Source organism: Candidatus Hakubella thermalkaliphila (assembly GCF_013281975.1).
In the GTDB taxonomy this organism is placed as follows: Bacteria; Actinomycetota; Humimicrobiia; order Hakubellales; family Hakubellaceae; genus Hakubella; species Hakubella thermalkaliphila.
The window spans coordinates 18,319-36,991 of sequence record NZ_BLRZ01000005.1; the positions used below are offsets into that span (position 1 = coordinate 18,319).

The 18,673-nt window shown below is 49.8% G+C and carries 20 protein-coding genes and 1 tRNA gene; 10 read left to right on the forward strand and 11 right to left on the reverse strand.

Translation table 11 applies throughout. From position 1 onward, the window contains the following. The first annotated feature begins 16 nt into the window (after nucleotides 1-16). The 5 genes from HW443_RS01110 (at nucleotide 17) to HW443_RS01130 (ending at nucleotide 5,069) form a co-directional block, all read left to right on the forward strand. The gene (locus HW443_RS01110; RefSeq protein ID WP_176235153.1) at nucleotides 17-490 is read left to right on the forward strand and encodes a BsuPI-related putative proteinase inhibitor; all 474 of its coding nucleotides are present in this window, start codon (nucleotides 17-19) and stop codon (nucleotides 488-490) included. Between the two features lie 24 nt (nucleotides 491-514). Further along, nucleotides 515-1,564, forward strand: coding sequence for an acyl-CoA dehydratase activase-related protein (locus HW443_RS01115; RefSeq protein ID WP_176235154.1), 1,050 nt, complete (start codon nucleotides 515-517; stop codon nucleotides 1,562-1,564). 2 nt (nucleotides 1,565-1,566) lie between these two features. Then, complete coding sequence (locus HW443_RS01120; protein WP_176235155.1) at nucleotides 1,567-2,688, forward strand: acyl-CoA dehydratase activase-related protein; 1,122 nt, start codon at nucleotides 1,567-1,569, stop codon at nucleotides 2,686-2,688. 168 nt (nucleotides 2,689-2,856) lie between these two features. Further along, on the forward strand, nucleotides 2,857-3,558 hold the full coding sequence (locus tag HW443_RS01125) for a response regulator transcription factor (RefSeq protein WP_176235156.1): 702 nt from the start codon (nucleotides 2,857-2,859) through the stop codon (nucleotides 3,556-3,558). A 128-nt stretch (nucleotides 3,559-3,686) separates the two neighbouring features. After that, nucleotides 3,687-5,069 (forward strand): ATP-binding protein, encoded by a 1,383-nt coding sequence (locus tag HW443_RS01130; protein ID WP_176235157.1) that lies wholly within the window; start codon nucleotides 3,687-3,689, stop codon nucleotides 5,067-5,069. A gap of 197 nt (nucleotides 5,070-5,266) precedes the next feature. On the opposite strand, the gene pstB is transcribed toward HW443_RS01130, so the two are convergent. From pstB to HW443_RS01165, 7 genes are all read right to left on the reverse strand, one after another. Then, on the reverse strand, nucleotides 5,267-6,046 hold the full coding sequence (gene pstB / locus HW443_RS01135; protein WP_176235158.1) for a phosphate ABC transporter ATP-binding protein PstB: 780 nt from the start codon (nucleotides 6,044-6,046) through the stop codon (nucleotides 5,267-5,269). Beyond that, a complete protein-coding gene (gene pstA / locus HW443_RS01140; RefSeq protein ID WP_176229149.1) occupies nucleotides 6,046-6,924 on the reverse strand; it encodes a phosphate ABC transporter permease PstA in 879 nt (292 codons plus the stop codon). Before pstA ends, pstB begins: the two co-directional genes overlap by 1 nt. After that, on the reverse strand, nucleotides 6,924-7,880 hold the full coding sequence (pstC, locus tag HW443_RS01145) for a phosphate ABC transporter permease subunit PstC (RefSeq protein ID WP_258188958.1): 957 nt from the start codon (nucleotides 7,878-7,880) through the stop codon (nucleotides 6,924-6,926). The genes pstA and pstC overlap by 1 nt, the downstream gene beginning before the upstream one ends. A 176-nt stretch (nucleotides 7,881-8,056) precedes the next feature. Then, nucleotides 8,057-9,085, reverse strand: coding sequence for a PstS family phosphate ABC transporter substrate-binding protein (locus HW443_RS01150; protein ID WP_258189781.1), 1,029 nt, complete (start codon nucleotides 9,083-9,085; stop codon nucleotides 8,057-8,059). A gap of 453 nt (nucleotides 9,086-9,538) precedes the next feature. Further along, nucleotides 9,539-10,021: an arsenate-mycothiol transferase ArsC gene (locus tag HW443_RS01155; RefSeq protein WP_258190438.1), complete on the reverse strand. Its 483-nt coding sequence runs from the start codon at nucleotides 10,019-10,021 to the stop codon at nucleotides 9,539-9,541. 62 nt (nucleotides 10,022-10,083) lie between these two features. After that, nucleotides 10,084-10,998, reverse strand: coding sequence for a type VII toxin-antitoxin system HepT family RNase toxin (gene hepT / locus HW443_RS01160; protein ID WP_176235159.1), 915 nt, complete (start codon nucleotides 10,996-10,998; stop codon nucleotides 10,084-10,086). A gap of 24 nt (nucleotides 10,999-11,022) precedes the next feature. Beyond that, nucleotides 11,023-11,847 carry a DUF1287 domain-containing protein gene (locus tag HW443_RS01165; protein WP_176235160.1) on the reverse strand — a complete coding sequence of 275 codons (825 nt, stop codon included), beginning with the start codon at nucleotides 11,845-11,847 and terminating at the stop codon, nucleotides 11,023-11,025. A gap of 436 nt (nucleotides 11,848-12,283) precedes the next feature. On the opposite strand from HW443_RS01165, the gene HW443_RS01170 reads away from it, so the two are divergent. Next, nucleotides 12,284-12,361: transfer RNA gene (locus HW443_RS01170), tRNA-Pro, on the forward strand. Nucleotides 12,362-12,463: 102 nt separating this feature from the next. On the opposite strand, the gene HW443_RS01175 is transcribed toward HW443_RS01170, so the two are convergent. The 4 genes from HW443_RS01175 to HW443_RS01190 form a co-directional block, all read right to left on the reverse strand. After that, complete coding sequence (locus HW443_RS01175; RefSeq protein ID WP_176235161.1) at nucleotides 12,464-13,267, reverse strand: metal ABC transporter permease; 804 nt, start codon at nucleotides 13,265-13,267, stop codon at nucleotides 12,464-12,466. Nucleotides 13,268-13,274: 7 nt separating this feature from the next. Beyond that, on the reverse strand, nucleotides 13,275-14,018 hold the full coding sequence (locus HW443_RS01180; protein WP_176235162.1) for a metal ABC transporter ATP-binding protein: 744 nt from the start codon (nucleotides 14,016-14,018) through the stop codon (nucleotides 13,275-13,277). 7 nt (nucleotides 14,019-14,025) lie between these two features. Then, the gene (locus HW443_RS01185) at nucleotides 14,026-15,069 is read right to left on the reverse strand and encodes a metal ABC transporter solute-binding protein, Zn/Mn family (protein ID WP_176235163.1); all 1,044 of its coding nucleotides are present in this window, start codon (nucleotides 15,067-15,069) and stop codon (nucleotides 14,026-14,028) included. A 135-nt stretch (nucleotides 15,070-15,204) separates the two neighbouring features. After that, nucleotides 15,205-15,624 carry a Fur family transcriptional regulator gene (locus HW443_RS01190; RefSeq protein WP_176226798.1) on the reverse strand — a complete coding sequence of 140 codons (420 nt, stop codon included), beginning with the start codon at nucleotides 15,622-15,624 and terminating at the stop codon, nucleotides 15,205-15,207. A 160-nt stretch (nucleotides 15,625-15,784) separates the two neighbouring features. Here HW443_RS01190 and HW443_RS01195 point away from each other — a divergent pair, with 160 nt between their 5' ends. From HW443_RS01195 to HW443_RS01210, 4 genes are all read left to right on the forward strand, one after another. Then, nucleotides 15,785-16,894, forward strand: a complete 1,110-nt coding sequence (locus HW443_RS01195; protein WP_176237834.1) for a DUF362 domain-containing protein — start codon at nucleotides 15,785-15,787, stop codon at nucleotides 16,892-16,894. 96 nt (nucleotides 16,895-16,990) lie between these two features. Next, the gene (locus tag HW443_RS01200; protein WP_176226796.1) at nucleotides 16,991-17,275 is read left to right on the forward strand and encodes a DUF6504 family protein; all 285 of its coding nucleotides are present in this window, start codon (nucleotides 16,991-16,993) and stop codon (nucleotides 17,273-17,275) included. Between the two features lie 165 nt (nucleotides 17,276-17,440). Further along, nucleotides 17,441-17,860, forward strand: a complete 420-nt coding sequence (locus HW443_RS01205; protein ID WP_176235165.1) for a DUF192 domain-containing protein — start codon at nucleotides 17,441-17,443, stop codon at nucleotides 17,858-17,860. 353 nt (nucleotides 17,861-18,213) lie between these two features. Continuing rightward, nucleotides 18,214-18,673 (forward strand): SAF domain-containing protein (locus tag HW443_RS01210; RefSeq protein ID WP_176237835.1); only part of this gene is annotated, 460 nt, incomplete at its 3' end.

The window sequence follows — 18,673 nt, forward strand, 5'->3', positions numbered from 1 at the left end:
TTTTAAAGGAGTGTTTATGGGTAAAACTATATTATTAACGGTGGTTATTGTATCAGGATTAGTGTTAGTGATATCATGTGCTGCTGGGCAAAACAATATTCCTGAGGATATCAGAGTGGACACTCTTTCTTCCGGTAATTTTGAGGCTACCTTCTCTATTGATCCCTATGTCACTAGCGGGGGTGAGATCAGGCTGGCTCTAGAGGTCAAAAGCATAGGGGATGAGGAGGATACTATTATCTTCAATTCCGCCCAGATGTATGATTTTTGGGTTATCGATGCTCAGGGTCAGGAGCTATGGAGATGGTCGGCGGACCAAGCCTTCGCTCAGGTCATTAAGGAAGTTCCCCTTTCTCCAGGTCAGGGGATGGGGTTTGCAGAGACTTACAATGCCACGGGATTATTGCCCGGAGTCTACACTTTGTACGCTCGGGTCAACTCCTCGCAGTTAGAAGGAGAGCTTACCCAGAGGTTGGAAATAAAAGGATGAAGAGAACGGCCAGGGAGGAATGATATGCTAGCCAGAATTGGTGTTCCCCGTGCTCTTCTCTATTACAAGTACTATCCGTGGTGGAAGAGCTTTTTTGAGGAACTGGGTTTCCAGGTAGTGGTCTCCTGTCCCACTAATAAAGCTCTTCTGGTCGCAGGAGTGGCGGCAGCATCTGATGAGACCTGTCTCCCGGTAAAGGCCTTTTACGGGCACGTGCTGGATCTCAAGGACCGGGTGGATTACCTTTTTATTCCCCGTATGATCAGCGTGGAGAAAAAGACCTACACCTGTCCCAAGTTTCTGGGTCTCCCCGATATTATCCGGGGGATCGATGGCCTTCCTCCTATAATCGAAACGCAGGTCAACCGCCGGGAGGGATGTCTGGCCCCTCTGCGGGCCTATTACCGGACCGGAGAAGAACTTCTTGAGCAAGAGGAGTATAGTGGAGAGAGAGTTAGGGAGAGTTTCGGGAGGCTCTGGCGAGCTCTGTGGAAAGCGGAGAGAAGACTCCGCCACTGCCAGAAGCTTATGACCAGTCGCGGCATGACTTTTCCTCAAGCTCTTCAACAACTGGAAAACAGGGATGGGAAGAAGAGAGAGACAAGTGGAAAGGAAGAGGGGCCAAAGCAGAAAAATGGCTCCACAAAGGCCAGATGCCGGATCGGTCTTATCGGCCACGGCTACAATATCTATGATTCCTACGTGAGCAAAGATATATTACATTGCCTGGAGGTAATGGGAGCTTCGGTGTGGACTGCTGATATGGTCTCCCCACGGGCCATCCATCGCCAGATGGCCAGATTGCCTAAAGACCCCTTCTGGAGCTACGAGAGAGAGGTTTTGGGAGCAGCCTTCTACTTTTTGGAAAGGGAAGAGGTAGATGGCATCATTCAGATAGTCTCCTTGGCCTGCGGACCAGATTCCATGATTGCGGAGATGGTATATCGTCAGGCCCGGCGGAAAGGAGACATACCTTACATGCTTCTCACTATTGATGAGCACTCATCTGAGGTAGGGGTGGTAACCCGCCTGGAGGCCTTTCTGGACATGATTCATCGAGGCAGGAAGGGATAAAAATGAAGGTGTCTTTCCCCCGTCTGGGGTCGGCTACCCTGGCCATTAAGACTTTGTTTGAAAGTCTGGGTTGGGAAGTTGTTCCTCCACCTCCCTCCAGCAAGAGAACCCTTACTCTGGGAACACGCTACTCTCCCGAGTTTATCTGTTTTCCCTTCAAGGTAAATGTGGGAAATTACCTGGAGGCCCTGGAGAAGGGAGCGGATACCATTGTTATGCTGGGGGGTTGTGGTCCCTGCCGCTTTGGCTACTATGCGCAAATACAGCGACTGATCCTGCAGGATTTGGGCTATCAGTTCAACATGATAGTGCTGGAGTTACCCCAAAGGTCCTGGCGGGAGTTTCTGGGAGGAATTCGCAAATTGACCCGCGGCAATTCTCTTAAAGAGATCCGCAGGGCCATCCAGCTTACCTGGGCCAAAATATTGGCCATAGATGAGGTGGAGGAAAAGGTGAGGCAGGTCCGGCCCCGAGAGCTCACTAAAGGCGCTACTACCCGGGCTTATGGGAAAGCTTTGGGCTTGATTGATAGGGCGAAAGATCCGGAGGCCATAGAAACAGCCCAAAAGGCTGCCCTCCAGGAGATAGGTAGAGTTCCTACTAGATCTAGAAATGACGTGCTTAGGGTGGGATTAGTAGGAGAGTTCTATACCGTGCTGGAGCCCTTTGCCAATCAGGACATAGAAAGACTTCTGGGCGAGATGGGAGTGGAAGTAGTCCGCTTCCTCACCGTAAGCGAATGGGTGCGGAATAATCTGGTCCGAAGTTCGGAGAGCAAGAAGAGAAGAGAGGAAATTCACCAGGCAGCATACCCGTATATAAGAAACTTTGTGGGGGGCCATGGACGGGAATCTGTGGGGGAGACCGTGCTTCACGCCCGATCAGGGTGCGATGGAGTCATTCATCTTCTTCCCTTTGCCTGTATGCCCGAAATCACCGCTCGGAGTGTCCTCTCTCGGGTGAGCAGAGATCTGGTCCTACCTATCCTGAGCCTGAGTCTGGATGAACAGACCGGCAAAGCAGGGATCATCACCCGCCTGGAAGCCTTTGTAGATCTTCTGGCCAGGAGGCGGAGGGGTGGCTCCTCAGTACTCCGGCCTGCCAGAGCTGAGATAAGTCGATAGGTGGAAAGAAGGCCCGATCCAACCGACGCCGTTCCCCCTTTTTGTATTTCTGCTTCTCTAAACTATTTACTGTAGCCCAGTGTTGGTAACCATCTCGCTACAAAGCGCTGGTGACGGAGGTGGATAGCTCTATATGATAGGTCTTATAATGGTGAACAGAGGATACCTATGAGAAAGATTCTGGTTGTAGACGATGAGAGAGCCATCGTTGAGTCCCTGGAATATGCTTTAGAGAGGGACGGGTATAAAGTTCTGCGCGCCTTTGATGGGGCGGAAGCTCTAAAAATATTTCGCTCCCAAAAACCAGATCTCATTATCCTGGATCTTATGCTGCCCACCATCAGCGGGGAAGAGGTATGCCATTTGGTTAGAAAAGAGAGTTCCATCCCCATAATTATGCTTACTGCCAAAGACTCAGAGATAGACCGCGTAGTGGGATTGGAGATCGGAGCTGACGACTACGTGACTAAGCCCTTCAGCATAAGAGAGCTGGTGGCTCGGGTGCGGGCCCTCTTCAGAAGAACTTCCGGGGAATCTCCTTCCCATCAGGAGAGGAAGGAATCGTTTTCGGTGGGTCCTTTTGTCGTGGATGGGGAGAGGCACGAGATTAGATATCAGGGGGGAGTTTTGCATTTACCCCTCAAGGAGTTCATGCTTCTGAAACTATTACTACGAAATTCAGGACGAGTCCTCACTCGAGAGATAATTTTAGAACAGATCTGGGGTCCGAACTTTTATGGTGATAACAAAACTGTGGATGTTCACATTCGACGCCTTCGCGAGAGAATAGAGCCGGATCCTACTACTCCCCATTTTATTAAGACTGTACGGGGCGTTGGTTACAGATTTGACTTGGAAAATGTAGACTAAGAAGCAAAAGATGGCGTCCCTGCAATAAGGGCCGAATTTCAGTATTTGGCCCCATCCTGCGCATCTAAATCGGACAGCAAATTGACCCAAAATCTGGTTTTTGCAGTATGAAGGAGAGACCAGTGCAAGTGAGCAGTTGCAAAGCCGCTCTCCTCTGCTTTTTTATCTCTCTGTTCAGCCTCTTGGCTGTAACCCTGATTCTGGTTCTGCTCCATGTCCTTCCCGGGAGTGCCTGGCTCCTCTGGGTTCTGGGCAGCACTGCTATTGCCTCGGCCACCTCTCTTTTGGTTGGTCTGGTCCTGGACAGGAAGAGGATGGAGGATCTGCGGGAGATCAGCCGGGCTGTTCGGGCCATAACCCAGGGAGAGCTGGAGCAAAGGGTTCATCTGACTCCTCGGAGCGAACTGGGGAAGCTGGCCGCGGACATCAATCATATGGTCGAGTATGTGAGAGACCAACTGAGGGAACTGTCCGGTAAGAAGACCCCGATGGAGATAGTGCTTTCCAATATGGCTGATGGAGTCCTGGTGACTGACGCCCAGACCAGAATAATTATGTGTAACCCGGCAGCAGAAAAGATCTTTGGGTTTGAGGCCTCCAGAGTTATGGGACGAAGAACCATTGAGGTGTTCCCAAGCTATCGGGTGGAGGAGCTGGTATCCAAAGCTCTGGGAGGAGAAGAAGCTTTTTCAGAGGTGGAGATCTACGATCCCCGGAGAAGGATCTTGAAAATGAAGGTCTCGCCTCTGCAAGCCGAAAGGAATGAGATGATGGGCGTGGTGCTGGTAGTGGACGATGTCACCAAGGTGAGACAATTAGAAAAAGCCCGCAGAGAATTCACCGCTAACGTCTCGCACGAGCTCCGCACCCCCATATCTGCGATCCAGGCTCTGGCAGAGGCTCTTCTGGAGGGTGCCAGTCATGATCCTCATCTCAGCACTCGCTTTGCGGAAAGCATTTACCAGGAGACCAGACAGTTGGGTAATCTGGTAGAGGACATCCTTTACCTCTCTCGGCTGGAATCAGAGGAAATCCCTCTCCATAAAAGTCCGGTCTCCCCGGGGGTGATGGCAGAGAAAGCTGTGGACCGATTCCGGGCCCAGGCCAAAGAGAAAAGAATTGAACTGAAGGTGAAAATTCCTCCTAATATCTCCCCTATAGCGGTAAATGAGCAGTATATGATCATATCCCTCTCTAATCTCTTGGATAATGCCATCAAGTATACCCCTGCTGGCGGCACAGTTTCTGTAATCCTAGAGGAGGGAGCGGAGGAGATCTCTTTCAGGGTGTCTGATACAGGAGCAGGTATCCCCACCAGAGAACTTCCCCGCATTTTCGAGCGTTTTTACAGGGTGGACAAGGCTCGCTCCCACGAGTCAGGAAGCACCGGCCTGGGCCTTTCCATCGCCAAGCATGTGGTAGAAAAACATGGGGGACGCATAGAAGTGAAAAGTTTCCTCGGCAAGGGCTCTACGTTCACTATTCATCTGCCTAAGAATACCCAGCCCTAATTGTGCCCAGCCTTTAGTTAAAGCAGGGAAACAGCCGAAAATACTAATTTGTATCGTGCTGCCCAGCCATAATGGCATGCTCGCAAAAAGGGTCGAATTTCAGTAGTTGGATCCATCCGGGGCATCTAAATCGGACCGCAAGTTGACCCAAAATCTAGTTTTTGCCGTTCCGCCAATAATTATTTATCTTCCAGCCCTCAGCCAAAGCGGCCAGTGATGTAATCTTCTGTTCGTTTGTCCTTGGGTCGGGTGAAAATGTGATCGGTCGGACCATACTCCACCAGTTCTCCTGTCCCCTCCTCTGTCATCATCAGGAAGGCGGTGTAGTCCGACACGCGGGCCGCCTGCTGCATGTTGTGGGTAACAATGATGATGGTGTAGCGCTTTTTTAGCTCCCATATGAGGTCCTCGATCTTCAGCGTGGCAGTAGGATCCAGAGCGCTACAGGGCTCATCCATAAGGATGATTTCGGGCTCCACCGCCAGAGCTCGGGCGATGCAGAGACGCTGTTGCTGGCCACCGGAGAGGGTCAAGGCGCTCTTATGTAAGCGGTCCTTGACCTCGTCCCACAGGGCTGCGCGACGGAGGGACCGCTCAACCAGTTGATCCAGGTTGCCCTGGTAACCATTTATCCGAGGGCCAAAGGCTGCGTTGTCGTACAGCGATTTGGGAAAGGGATTGGGTTTCTGAAATACCATGCCGATCCGGTACCGAATTTCGGTGGGATTGGTCTCACGGGCGTACAGATCCTGACCATGGAACAGAACCTGACCCTCTGCTCTAGCATAGGGAATCAGGTCATTCATGCGGTTAAAGGACCGCAGTAAGGTGCTCTTTCCACACCCCGAGGGACCAATGAGCGCAGTGACCTTGTGGCGCTCTATTTTCATAGTGATGTCCCGAAGTGCCTGGAAGTTTCTGTACCAGATGTTTAAGTTGCGGGTTTCCAGGATCGCACCGTCGGTATGCATCGGCATTACAGTTGGGATCTTTTCTGGTACTTGTTTCGGAGCAGGATGGCTGTTGCATTCATAGTGAGTAGTACTACTAGAAGTACGATGCTTGCCGCGGCCGCAAGATACTGGAACTCTTTCTGGGGGCGAGATGCCCAGTTGAATATCTGGACTGGTAGCACACTGAAAGAATCCAAAAGGCTGCCTGGTACGAAGGTGATATAGGCCACGGCGCCGACCACAATTAGCGAGGCGGTATCACCGATGGCCCGAGACATGGCCAGGATAAAGCCGGTCAAAATCCACGGAAGAGCCACGGGAAGGACAATGTAGTGGGTGGTTTGCCAGCGGGTGCTACCCAGGGCGTAAGCGGCCTGGCGCAGCTCATCGGGAACCGCCCGGATGGCCTCTTGAGCGGTGATGATTACGACCGGGAGGATGAGCAGCGTAATAGTCAGTGCCCCGGATAAGATGCTCCGCTGCAGAGCCAGTATCGACACAAAGAGCCCCAGGCCCACCAGACCATAAATGATAGAAGGCACCCCGGCCAGGTTGGAGATATTAGTTTGAATGAGCCGCGTCAACCAGTTGCGGGGGGCGTACTCCTCCAGGTAAATGGCTGCCCCCACGCCCAGGGGCAGGGAAAACAGAGCAGTCAGACCCATCAACCAGAGGGTTCCCAATAGGGCGGGCTTGATACCTGCCTGCTCAGGGAAGCGCGAAGGGTAGCTACTAAGAAATTGCCAGTCCAGCCAGCCTACTCCGTCCCAAAGCACATCTGCGAGTAGCATTGCTAATACTACAATTCCTACCGTGGTCGCTGCCAGACAGATTGCCCGAAAACCTCTGCCTATCCTCTGGCGAGCCAGGAACCGCCTGTCGAAGATGTCCCTGGTCTTCATCAGTATCTCTCCCTGTAGCGGACTACAAGCTGACCCAGGGTGTTCATGATGAGAGTCATCACAAAGAGGGTCGTGCCGACGGCGAAGATACTTTGGTACTCTAGGGTGCCGCGGGGTGTATCACCGCCGCTCACCTGCACGATATAGGCTGTAAGGGCCTGAATACTTTCCAGGGGATTGATGGTCAGTTTGGGAGTTGCGCCTGCCGCCATGCTCACGATCATAGCCTCGCCGATGGCGCGAGAGATGGCCAGGATGAAAGAAGCGGAGATGCCAGAGAGGGCTGCCGGCAGGACCACCCGCGTGGTTACCTCGAACCTGGTGGCGCCTAGAGCGTAAGCTGCTTCCCGGAGAGATTGGGGCACGGACATCATGGCATCCTCGCTTAACGAGGCAACCATGGGAAGAATCATGGTCCCTATCACAAGACTGGCACTCAGGGCGTTGAAGACGCTCATATCTGGGAAGAGGTAGCGGCGCAGCAAAGGGGTAACAAAGGTAAGGGCGAAATAGCCGTACACCACGGTTGGGATACCGGCCAGAATCTCCAGAAGTGGTTTGAGCAGCCGACGCACCCCGTCCGGAGCATACTCGCTGAGATAAGTAGCGCTGGCCAGGCCGATGGGAAGGGCTACCAGACTTGCGCCTGCGATGACCAGAAGGGTTCCTCCCACCAGCGGCAGAATGCCAAAATGTTTGGGGGTGAAAAGGGGCGTCCACCTGGTTCCGGTAAGGAATTCGATGATGGGCACTTCCTGAAAGAAGCCCATCGTCTCAGTGAACAGAAAAATGACGATGCTTATAGTAGTGAGAACTGAGACCAGCCCACACAGTAAGAGTATCCCATGGATGGCTCCTTCTTTTAGGCGGCGGCGTTTGGTTCTCTTGAAAAGCAGACGCCCCAGTTCGGTGCGGGTCTCTACCTTTCCCACGAGCATTGGTACATCTTTCTGCATAGTTATTCTCCAGGTACTGGCTCATTTATTAAGATTCATTTCCCAGTTATTATAAGCGAGGCCGTTCCTGCAGGCAATACCCTGCCAGGAACGGCCGTTGGTCATCTCGATACTGAGAGTTACTGGATTGCAGCCTACCAGGCTTAGTTCACTACTTCTTCCAATTACGAGTTTCCTTAGCCGCCAAAGTATTGCTGGAGGGCCGCATCATAGTCTGCCTGGGGTAGTGCCACATAGCCCACCTCAGGAACCAGGACAGGAGCCTTCTCCAGATAGAAGCGCACGAACTCTTGCACCTCCGGCCTCTCCAGAGCCTTTGTGCTCACGTAGATGAATAGTGGCCGAGACAAGGGGGAGTACGTCCCGTCGTTTATGGTTTGCACTGAAGGGAGAACGGGACCCTGGCCGCTGTCAATAGGGATCAGCCTTAGCCTGTCCTTGTTTGCCGCATAGTAAGCATAGCCGAAGTAACCGTGAGCGTTTTTATCCTCGGCAATGCCCACTGCCAGGATGTGGTCATCCTCAGAAGCGGTATAGTCGGTGCGACTGGCATCTTCCTCTCCCATAATCTCTTCAGTGAAGTAGTCAAAGGTGCCTGACTCTGTGCCCGGACCATAGAGGCGAATGGGTTCATCAGGCCACTCGGGACGGATCTGATTCCACCGGTTGATCGTGCTCTCTGGTTCCCAGATCTTCTTCAGTTCCTCCACGGTCAGGTAGTCCACCCAGGTGTTTTGGGGATTAACCATGACCGCTATACCGTCGAAGGCAACTTCGAGTTCGATGAATTCGATGTCATTGGCAGCAGCCTCCTCTGCTTCGGAGTCCTTAATGGGCCGGGAGGCGTTGTTGATGTCCGTCTCCCCAACAGCGAATCGCTTGAAGCCTCCACCGGTGCCAGAAACTCCTATCGTCACCTCGACCTTAGGGTGCACCTTTCGGAACTCCTCAGCTACCGCCTCGCTGATGGGGTAGACAGTGCTGGATCCATCTATCACGATGGTACCGCTTAATTCCGGGGCAGGCTCGACTGGGGCGGGCTCGGCTGGCGGGGGTTCCACTGCCGGGACGGGCTCGGCTGGCTCGGGGGCGGCCGGCGCGGGCGCACAGGCTGCCAGGCTTAGAGCCAGGGAGAGCAATCCCGCCATAGCCAGGATAATCCACTTGCTTCTTGTCTTACACCTTTTTCTTACATTAGCTTGCATCTTTCTCCCTCCGTATCTTCTTGGCTAGAATTTTCCAACCAAGGTCTAGTCTCATTAGAATTCATCTGAACTATTTGTGGCTCGTCGTGACGGTCATCCTCGACTCACTATCTCACTGCTCTAGATCACAGGCGTCTCACCTCCTTCTTTTCCCTGGAGCACCCCGTCTCATTTATAGACTTCACCATTGAAATAGTGTCTCTGGAGCCCCCTGGTAGGTAGACCAAATAAGGTTTCCCTCTGAAAATACATCTTAATTTCATGCTCCTTTGTGCCACTTGTGGCATGAGGGTTTGATGACTTTGACTTAGACAAAAAACCTTAAACCAGTTCTGCCTTCTCTACCTAGCCTAGCAGAGGAAGTTAAACCCTGGTTTAAGGCTTATTTAAGGGAAGGTAAAATCTGGGTTAATTTTTGCCGACACTGGTTAGAGTTCGGCAGGCTGAAGCTTTTTAGGACTCTGACAGGTCAGAAAGCAGTCTCTTGATTCTATGTTCAATATCAGCTCTTACTTCTCTAAATGCCTCCCTAGATTTCCCTGCCGGATCTTCCAGTCCCCAGTCTTCTGTTTTGTCCGGAGGTGTAATGGGACATTCCTGCACACACCCCATGGTGTAAATCTGGTGAGAATTCATGATCATTTCTGGAGTCAACATTTTTGAAGACTGGCGGGAGATGTCAATGTCTTTTTCTTTCATAACTTCAATGGCTACAGGGTTGATCTGGCCACTCGGATTTGTTCCAGCACTTATGCCCTGGTAATCCGGATTCTTATTATAATAATTAAAAAATCCTTCAGCCATTTGGCTTCTACAGGCATTCTCGGTGCAAACAAACAAAATATATTTCTTCATCATTGCAATAGTAACGAGAAAGATATAATTGCATACATATAATTGCATATCGGGCTGATGCAATTTGATCCAGGAAGACATCTTTGCTGCTTTGGCAAGATTACGAGCTCCCCTCTGTCCAGGCTGTCCGCTGCTGGTCTTTTTCAGTCCCCCATCTCTTCTATCTCAAGATACTTCACTATGGCCCGGGCGAAGGTATCGAAATCACCCAGATCACTTTGGAGAATTTGGTAGCTCTTCTTCCGGTCCAGGTCCCAGTAAATATGGACCAGGCGGTTTCGGAACTTGATCATTTCAGAAAATTTTGCCGCGAATTCTGGAGGGACAATCCCGCTACCAGCCAATATGCCAGCGATAGAGGCGAGCTCATCTGGCCGACGGAGACCTTTTTGCGATATTAGCGTATTGCCAATATTCAGGCAGCATTCGATGGCAAGCTGAAGGAATCTCTCCACGCTAGCCTGAATCTTGAAGTCAGTGGAGAATTCCTCCAGAGAGTAGGACTGAAGTTCTCTCAGCTTACTCACATAGTCTCGCAAAAGAGTTAACTGTCTTTCAATGAGATCCCGGTCTACCATTCGCTTCTCCTTATCTTCGTATAGACCTTTCTCTTTTATCTGTCTAAACAGCTCTTGTCCATAAGTTCGCAAATAAGGCTGCACGTCAAAATAGTCCTCAGTGGTGCGGATCTCAAAATTCACCCGCAGGTTTTCCAGAGAAGAGAAGAGCAGCAGTCCGTCTCTGAGTATCCGGTAACGGAGATCAGGAGGTGCTAAATTCAGGATAGTAAGATCGACCGCCTCATCCTCCACCAGATCCTGGAAGATCTGGATCAGCTCCAGTTCCCGGTTCAGATAATCTTGTTGAGAAAGATTTGGGTCAAAGAGGAGGGCGATATCTATGTCGCTGAACTTATGAGCCCCTCCTTTGGCATAGGAGCCAAAGAGATATGCTAGAGCCACCTCTTGCTGCGGGAGTTTCTCCTGACAAGCTATTCTCAAGCTGTCCAGGTCCAGGGGTCTCCCCATTCTGTTCTTGATAGTAGGGAGCAAGCGCATGTAGTTTCCTCCTCTGGATTGAAGCTATTCAGTCCCTGGTGGGGGATATCTATAGTGACCCACGATTTTGTATTTAGGATTAGTCATAATGTCTGCCTCTACCACATAGCCCGGGTCAGGGGCGCTGTGGATAACCAGGGGGACACCTTCGGGGCTTAGAGTGTCGGAGACGATAGCCACATGGTCTGACCAATCATCTCCCTTGGTGCTGAAAAAGACGATATCCCCGGGAAGCCACTGGGCCAGATTTTCTGGATCGCCCGGTTTAAGCTCATTGGTCAGATCAAGACCGTATTTCTTAAAGAAGGCCTCCTGATGAGGGGTTCTGCGGAAGTCGATATTCTTATCTACCGTCTTAATCTCATAGAGCTTCCACGGATAATCCTGGGGGTAAGCCTTCATGTCCTGATACATAAGCTCCCTTAGATCGTAGCCCGCGCTCCTGAGGGCCCGGGCTATCACATCGGTGGCCAGACCCTCTCCCGGAGGAGGGTAACCACCTTCGTAGTACCCCGCTTTGTTAATAATGTGCTCGGTTATCTGTTTCTTGGCATCGGCGAGGATCTTTTGCTGAAGTTCTGCTATCTCTACCTCCCGGATGGTAAATCCCTCCGGGCTCTTTGGCTCCTCCGGGGTGACCTCCTCAGTTAAGGGTTCTTCAAGTGGCTGTTTAGCTTCCTCAGATGTTTCAGCCCGGCTAACGTCTGTTTCTATTACTTCTACCCCGGACCTTTTCTGAAGAAGCCGTTCGGCCACCGCTTTATCGTCGTAGCTGACCAGAAGAGCAAGAGCTTGAAGAGCAACCAGAGCGATGAGGGCAAAGGTAAGAAGACCGTCTCTGTTCTTCAATGGCGAGTCACTTCCCTATCTTCTTTGAGCTCTCGTACCGAGCCAGGAACTCATTCTGCTATAGGAGCTATTTTATAATAGTTTGACGGCTAAGGGAACCCATAGTCGTTGAATTTACCGCCGAGAAGTCCCCTTCCGTAAGGGAGGGGATGAGAGGCGGTTGCTTTCTCTTCCCTTTGTGCTATATTATTATAAGCGTCTACCTGCAGGCAAGGGGTCAGAATAACAGCAGCGCCCGGGAGCCCTGTATTCTGTAAAGCCGAATGGGAATGTCGGGCGGACGCAGTAGGGTGGGGACCACCCGAATTCAGGCCTGTCAGAGGCACCGCAGGTGGCCGATGAAGCAGGAGGCTCCTTCCGTAAGGGAGGAGTAGTTCACCATAAAAAGCCTCCTCTTCAAGACTTTCTTCAATGCCTGGCTCAGAGACATTCTTGTCGGGATGTAGCGCAGCTTGGTTAGCGCGCAGCGTTCGGGACGCTGAGGTCGTGGGTTCAAATCCCACCATCCCGACCATTTTAAAGTTGGTGATTCTTCTGCCAAAATTTTCTACCAAGTCTCCCATGCCTCCACTAGCCCCTACCTGAAAGATCGCATTAAAGCAGAGGTCAAGGTGGTTTATGAACGAACGGGATGATACAGAAGACTCGAAAGGAAAAAGATAATAGCAACAACAGCTATACTTCCCCCGCTGGCAAGTCCAAAATAATACGATAAAAATAAACCCACAATTACTGAAAGAAGAGAAAATATCACTGCAAGTAGAATTGTCTGTTTAAAACTTCGCTTAAATTGGATGGCCGTAATTCCCGGAATAACCATAAGCGCTCCGATGAGCAGAACACCCACAATTCGTATGGAAAGTGCTACAGTCAGTGCAGAAAGAATCATTAAAAGAAGGCTTAGTTTCTCAACTGGCAAACCGGCAACCTTTGCCGCCTCCTCGTCAAAGGCGATAAAGAATAATTCTTTATACACCAAATACATAGTGCTTAATATAACTACACCCAGACCGCCTATGAGGTAAAGATCACTCGTCAGTACGGTAGTGATACTCCCAAAAAGAAAACTAAGAAGACTGGCGTTGAATCCTTTTGCCAGGCTAATAATTACTGTGGCAATCGCCAAACTTCCAGAGAGAAAGAGGGCAAGAATTGATTCCCCGTAAATTTTCGTTCTCGCTCTTAGCCTTTCCATACCAACTGCCCCGATAAGCGACGTGGCAAGCGCAGTTAATATAGGATTCGTATACGTCAGTACTCCCACGGCGATACCAAGCAAAGATACATGAGCAAGCGTGTCGGCAAATAGGGAATAACGTCTAACAATGAGAAAAACGCCAATAATGGGAGCAATTACGGCAATTATGAGCCCTGCCGCAAAGGCTCGTATCATAAAACTATATTGAAAAATTTCTAGCATATCTTAATTAGTGGCCATGGAGAATAAACTTTACATTTTTTCCGTAAACCTTTTCCAATTGCTCCTCTTTAAAAATCTCTCGCGGCGTGCCATGGTAAACTAGTCCGCGGTTGAGACAAATAAGGCACGATGCTTGATTGGCCAACACGTCAATGTCATGAGAGACAAATAGTATGGTCAGTCCGAGTCTTATGTTCAAATCTTCCAGAAATTGATAAAAATTTTCTTGCGAGGGCAGATCGACGCCGACTGCTGGCTCATCAAGAATAAGAAGCTCTGGCTCACTGGCAAGGGCCCGTGCGATGAATACGCGCTGACGTTCTCCGCCTGACAGATCCGCGATCAGCCGATGCTTCAGATGTTCGATGCCGCTTATATGGAGTGCTTTGTTTATCGCGCCTACGTCAGTCTGGGAAAATTTTCTAAGCATTCCTCGCCTGGCAATACGTCCTTGACCGACTACTTCTTCTACGGTGATTGGGAAGTGGATGTTAATTTGGGTGGCTCTTTGCGGCACATAACCAATCTTTGACCAATCGCGAAAAATATTAGTATCTTGACCAAACAAGGTAATATGTCCAGAGGTGGGACGAAGTAAACCCAAAATAACCTTTACGAAAGTGGTTTTCCCGCCGCCATTTGGGCCAAGGATGCCCGCATATTCGCCTTTCTCTATGGCAACACTGATATTTACAAGTACGGGTTCGCCATTGTAACTAAAATTTACATCTTTTAATTCGATGAGGTTCATAGATCATCTATTGACATTCCAGCGCTAGTCGTAAATTTTCAAGATTCTCTGTCATAAGGCTAAAATAGTCCCTTCCGTTTTCAATGTCCTCTGTTGTAATGTCTTCGGGCGGATTCAATACCAGTGTTTTTGCTCCGGTTTCCTTAGCGATAGTTTCCGTGAGTTTTGGGTTGCCAATAAGCCTCTCCATAAATATATAGTTGATATTTTTTTCTTTGATTAACTCAACAATTTCGGCCAACTTCGCCGGGGATGGGTCTTCTTCAAAAATGCCGGCAATCGGAATCTGCGTCAGGTTGTATCGCTTAGCCAGATAGGCAAATGCAGCGTGCGAAGTAATAAAATCTCTTCTTTGGCATGAGGCAAGCCCCGCCTTAAATCGGTTGTCCAAATCTATAAGTTTGCGTTTATAAGATGTTGCGTTATTTTGATAGAAACTGGTATTTGCCGGGTCAATCTCGGAAAGTTTTTGAGTGATATTGTTTACTATTTCCTGAACAAGAACGGGGTCGGCTAAAATGTGAGGATCAAATAAATGTTCCTCATTTGCCTCGTCTTCGTGTCCATGTTCGTGTTCATGTCCGACGATCGCCGGAAGGAGAGATAGGCCAGTGCTTGCTTGTACTGTTGCCATTTTTAGGTCGGGCAAAATCCGATCTGCCCAGGGCTCAAAGCCAGCTCCGACAAAAACAAAAAGTTGCGACTGCTCGATGGTAACTCGATCTTGCGGAGTAGGAGTGAATTCATGAGGTTCTGTCCCCGGTGGTATTAGGGAAGACACTTCCACCCTTTCCTTTCCGACCGCCTTCACGAACTCAGCTAACGGATAGACGGTCGTTGCAACTTTAATTTTATCTAATCTCCCGCTTAGCTGTTGGGCAGGCTCGGTTGGGGTGGGGGCTTCCACTGCCGGCGCGGGCTCGGCTGGCTCGGGGGCGGCCGGCGCGGGCGCACAGGCGGTCAGGCTTAGAGCCAGGGAAAGCAATCCCGCCATAGCCAGGATAATCCACTTGCTTCTTGTCTCACATTTTTTTCTTACATTGGCTTGCATCTTTCTCCCTCCGTATCTTTTTGGCTAGAATTTTTGGACCAAGGTCTAGTCTTATTACCTCGGTCTTTAGAATTAATCTGAACTATTTGGGGCTCATCGTGATATGGAAAGTTGTTTTGTGTGCTATTTGTTCGCCTATTGGCATTTTTTACAAAGACCTAAAAATTCTACAAGATGGTGCTCAACTTTAAATTGTTTTTGTGAAAGTGTTTGTTCTATCTGCTTTATTTTTTTCTCTACGTGTAATAAGTCTTCAACCTCTCCACATTTTTGACACACGGCATGGTGATGGTGCATAATCGCTAGCTCGAATCTATCCTTCTTTTCTCCAAAAGTTATTTTTCTTACCACACCTTGCTCCAGGAGAAAAGCGAGTTCGCGGTAGACAGAAGTTTTATGAACGATGACTTTTTCCTTTTTGAGGTGTTCGATAATCTCTCCCGCAGAAAGAGGCTTTTTTGAAATTCCAAGTTCTTCGATCAGGGTTTTTCGTAATTGAGTGATTCGAAATTTTTTATTACGAAGTTGGTTGATTAGGGCAACAGTGTGGCTCATGTGGTTATTCTAATGCAACCGAGTAGCGTTTGTCAATAGAGCGAACCTCCGGAAAGCTATGCCATTCCCCCCTCTATCCCCTGGCGGTATAATAAACCCGTAGAACTGGGTCCAGATTAAAAATAGAGATGAAATTGAAAAGAAGGGGGAGTGGTATCTCTTGGCCAGTAAGGTCTATTTCACCACTGCCCGAACCAGAAGCGGAAGAAATCTTCTGGACAAGACGGCCAGCCTTTTTGAGCGGGCTGGCTTTGGAAAGTTTATCCAGAAAGATGATTTGGTAGCCATAAAACTACATATAGGTGAGCCAGGTAATCTGGCTTTTCTCCAGCCGCCCCTGGTGCGTCGGGTGGTGGAAAAAATTAAAGAGAAGGGCGGTAAACCCTTTCTTACCGACTCCAATACTCTTTATGGGGGCTACCGCTCCAATGCTGTGGACCACATGGAGAGTGCTTTAAAAAATGGTTTCAGCTATGAGACAGTAGGGGCGCCCTTTATTGTGGCTGATGGCCTGCGGGGCCAGGAGTATGAAGTGGTATCCATCGACGGAGTGCGTCTGAAGGAGGCCCGCATCGGTGCTGCTCTGGCCCGGGCCGATGCCATGATCGCCCTCACTCATTTCAAGGGACACGGGGCGACAGGGTTTGGAGGAGCTCTCAAAAATGTGGGCATGGGAGGAGCCTGTCGGGCGGGTAAGCAAATCCAACATTCCTCGCTTAAGCCCAGGATTGACCAGAGCAAATGTACGGGCTGTAAGAGGTGCGTCAAAGTCTGTCCCGAGGAAGCTATCGCTTTGGATGAGGCCAAGAAGGCCTTCATAGATTATTCTTTATGTATTGGATGTGCTGAATGTACCATAACTTGCCTGGAGGGAGCCATTGCGGTTAACTGGGACCAGGGAGAAGAAGGGAGTCTCCAGGAGAGGATGTCTGAATACACTCTGGGAGTAGTGGTCACCAAACCGGGAAAGTGTGGCTTTATGAACTTTCTCTTGAACATCTCCCCAGATTGGGATTGTCCCGGATGGAGTGATGTTCCTATCGTGCCTAACCTGGGCATCCTGGCCTCCACCGACCCCATTGCTATTGATCAGGCTTCGGTAGATCTGGTGAATTCAGCTCCTGGTCTACCTGATTCCCGCCTGGGCGATCAGTTGAGGGCTTCCGATAAGTTTGCCGTGGTTCATAAGATTGACTGGAGCTATCAGTTGAAGCATGGGGAGAAGATCGGTCTGGGGAATCGGGAGTATGAGCTAATTGAGATCGAATAAATGAATTATTGGTGGACTGTCCACTAATCTCCATAGAGCTTCTCCGGTTCTGAAGTCTTTTCCATGGGGGTGGCGCTAGACCTGCGGAGATTTGTTATGGGCGAACTAATTGCTGAGAACATCGAAGTGACATTCGAGCAGAGAATAGGTGGAAAGCTTCCGCTGGCTTTCCGATGGCGGGGTGAAGGTTACGAGATTCAGAAAGTGCTGGAAGTGTGGGAGGAACACGGCTTAGGCAAAGCTCCTCTGCGGCGCCCCCATTGGTGGCAGCGGCGTCATCGGGTCCACTATATCGTCAAACTTGAGGATGGAGAGACCTACGAGATCTACTGGGATAGGGGATCCAAAAAGAAGGACTGGACTCTTTTGAAGCGGATTTGAAACAAAAATTTGAAACAAAACAGTGTATCCCTGCCTATTTAGAATTTCCGAGAATCCTTACTTTTTCAGTTTTTTATTCACGGAGCTCTTCTCTCGGGTTTCTTCTCTGAAAAAAGTAAATCGATTTTCCTGTGACACATATCCTACTCTCAGGAGACATGATAATTGTTGGCCTATAATTCCACTCGCCAGCTTATTCTCTGCCAGAACGTATGTGTGGCCGATACTTTTGTAAAAAGGCTTTTGGGGGCCACCAAAGAAATCGCCCATGCGCCGCGGCGCACCACGTCGCATGAAAATGGGGTTATTTTCAAGGGAGACTTTGGAAATTCCTATGACGGGATCTTAATTAGACCGTGCCGATCGATCCACACTTTTTTCTTGAAATATCCTCTGGATGTGATCTTTTTGGACCAAAACAAGCACATCTGCAGGATTTACTCCCACCTGAAGCCCTTCCGGATCACCCCCCTGATTCCCTCAGCCCAAATGGTATTGGAGCTGATGGGGGGCACTCTTCTTCCCTCCATGGCTCAAAAGGGGGATATTGTTATTTTCTTAGATAGAGAACCGGATAGATCTTAGCAGAGAGCTACAGCCAGGGTCTATCCGACGGGATTTTCTGGGAACATTCTATCCCTTCCTGGTAGCCATGGGGTATTCTCTCAGATTTTAATACCTGCCGATGTCTCCCCTTCAATTTCTTTACAGAGGCCCTTCCTTTTGGTATAATACACTTATACACATTTAACTAGAAACTTATATACAGTAATCATCCATAATCGCTGGGCACCGGCTCCAATAATAATGGAAATGTTCATTTATGTCCATTGATCAGGACCTTTGTCTTACTCACTGTGGATGATCAAAAGCTCCCACTGATGTTGGAAGGCTCACATATATCTCACCTATATAAGTAACATATGGGACTGCATAAAGTGCGAAGATCAGAATTAAAGAAGCTTCCCTTTCCCCATAAGAATCGCCTCCGAAGGCTTTTGACGGCCGCCTTTCTTCTATCTCTGGGGATCCTGGTACTGGGCTACATATCCTTTCTCCGCAGCCAGATATTCGGTGAAGATGATCTGACCGTGGTAGTTATGGCCGGCCTGGATATTCCGAAATATACCATCATCAGGGAAGAAATGCTAAAGGTCAGAAAAGTCCCCCGTCTCTTTGCCCATCCAGAAGCCATCTCCCAGCCTGACCAAATAGTGGGGAAGATATCTCAGAGGGATATATTCAAGGAGGAGGTTTTCCTTCCGGCTATGGTGGTAAGAGGAACCCAGGGTGAGCTTCGGATCTCTCATGCCATTCCCGATAATCTCCGACTGGTCTCGGTTCCCATAGGTACAGCTCTTCTAGAAGCAGACGTCCTCCGCCCCGGGGATAGGGTGG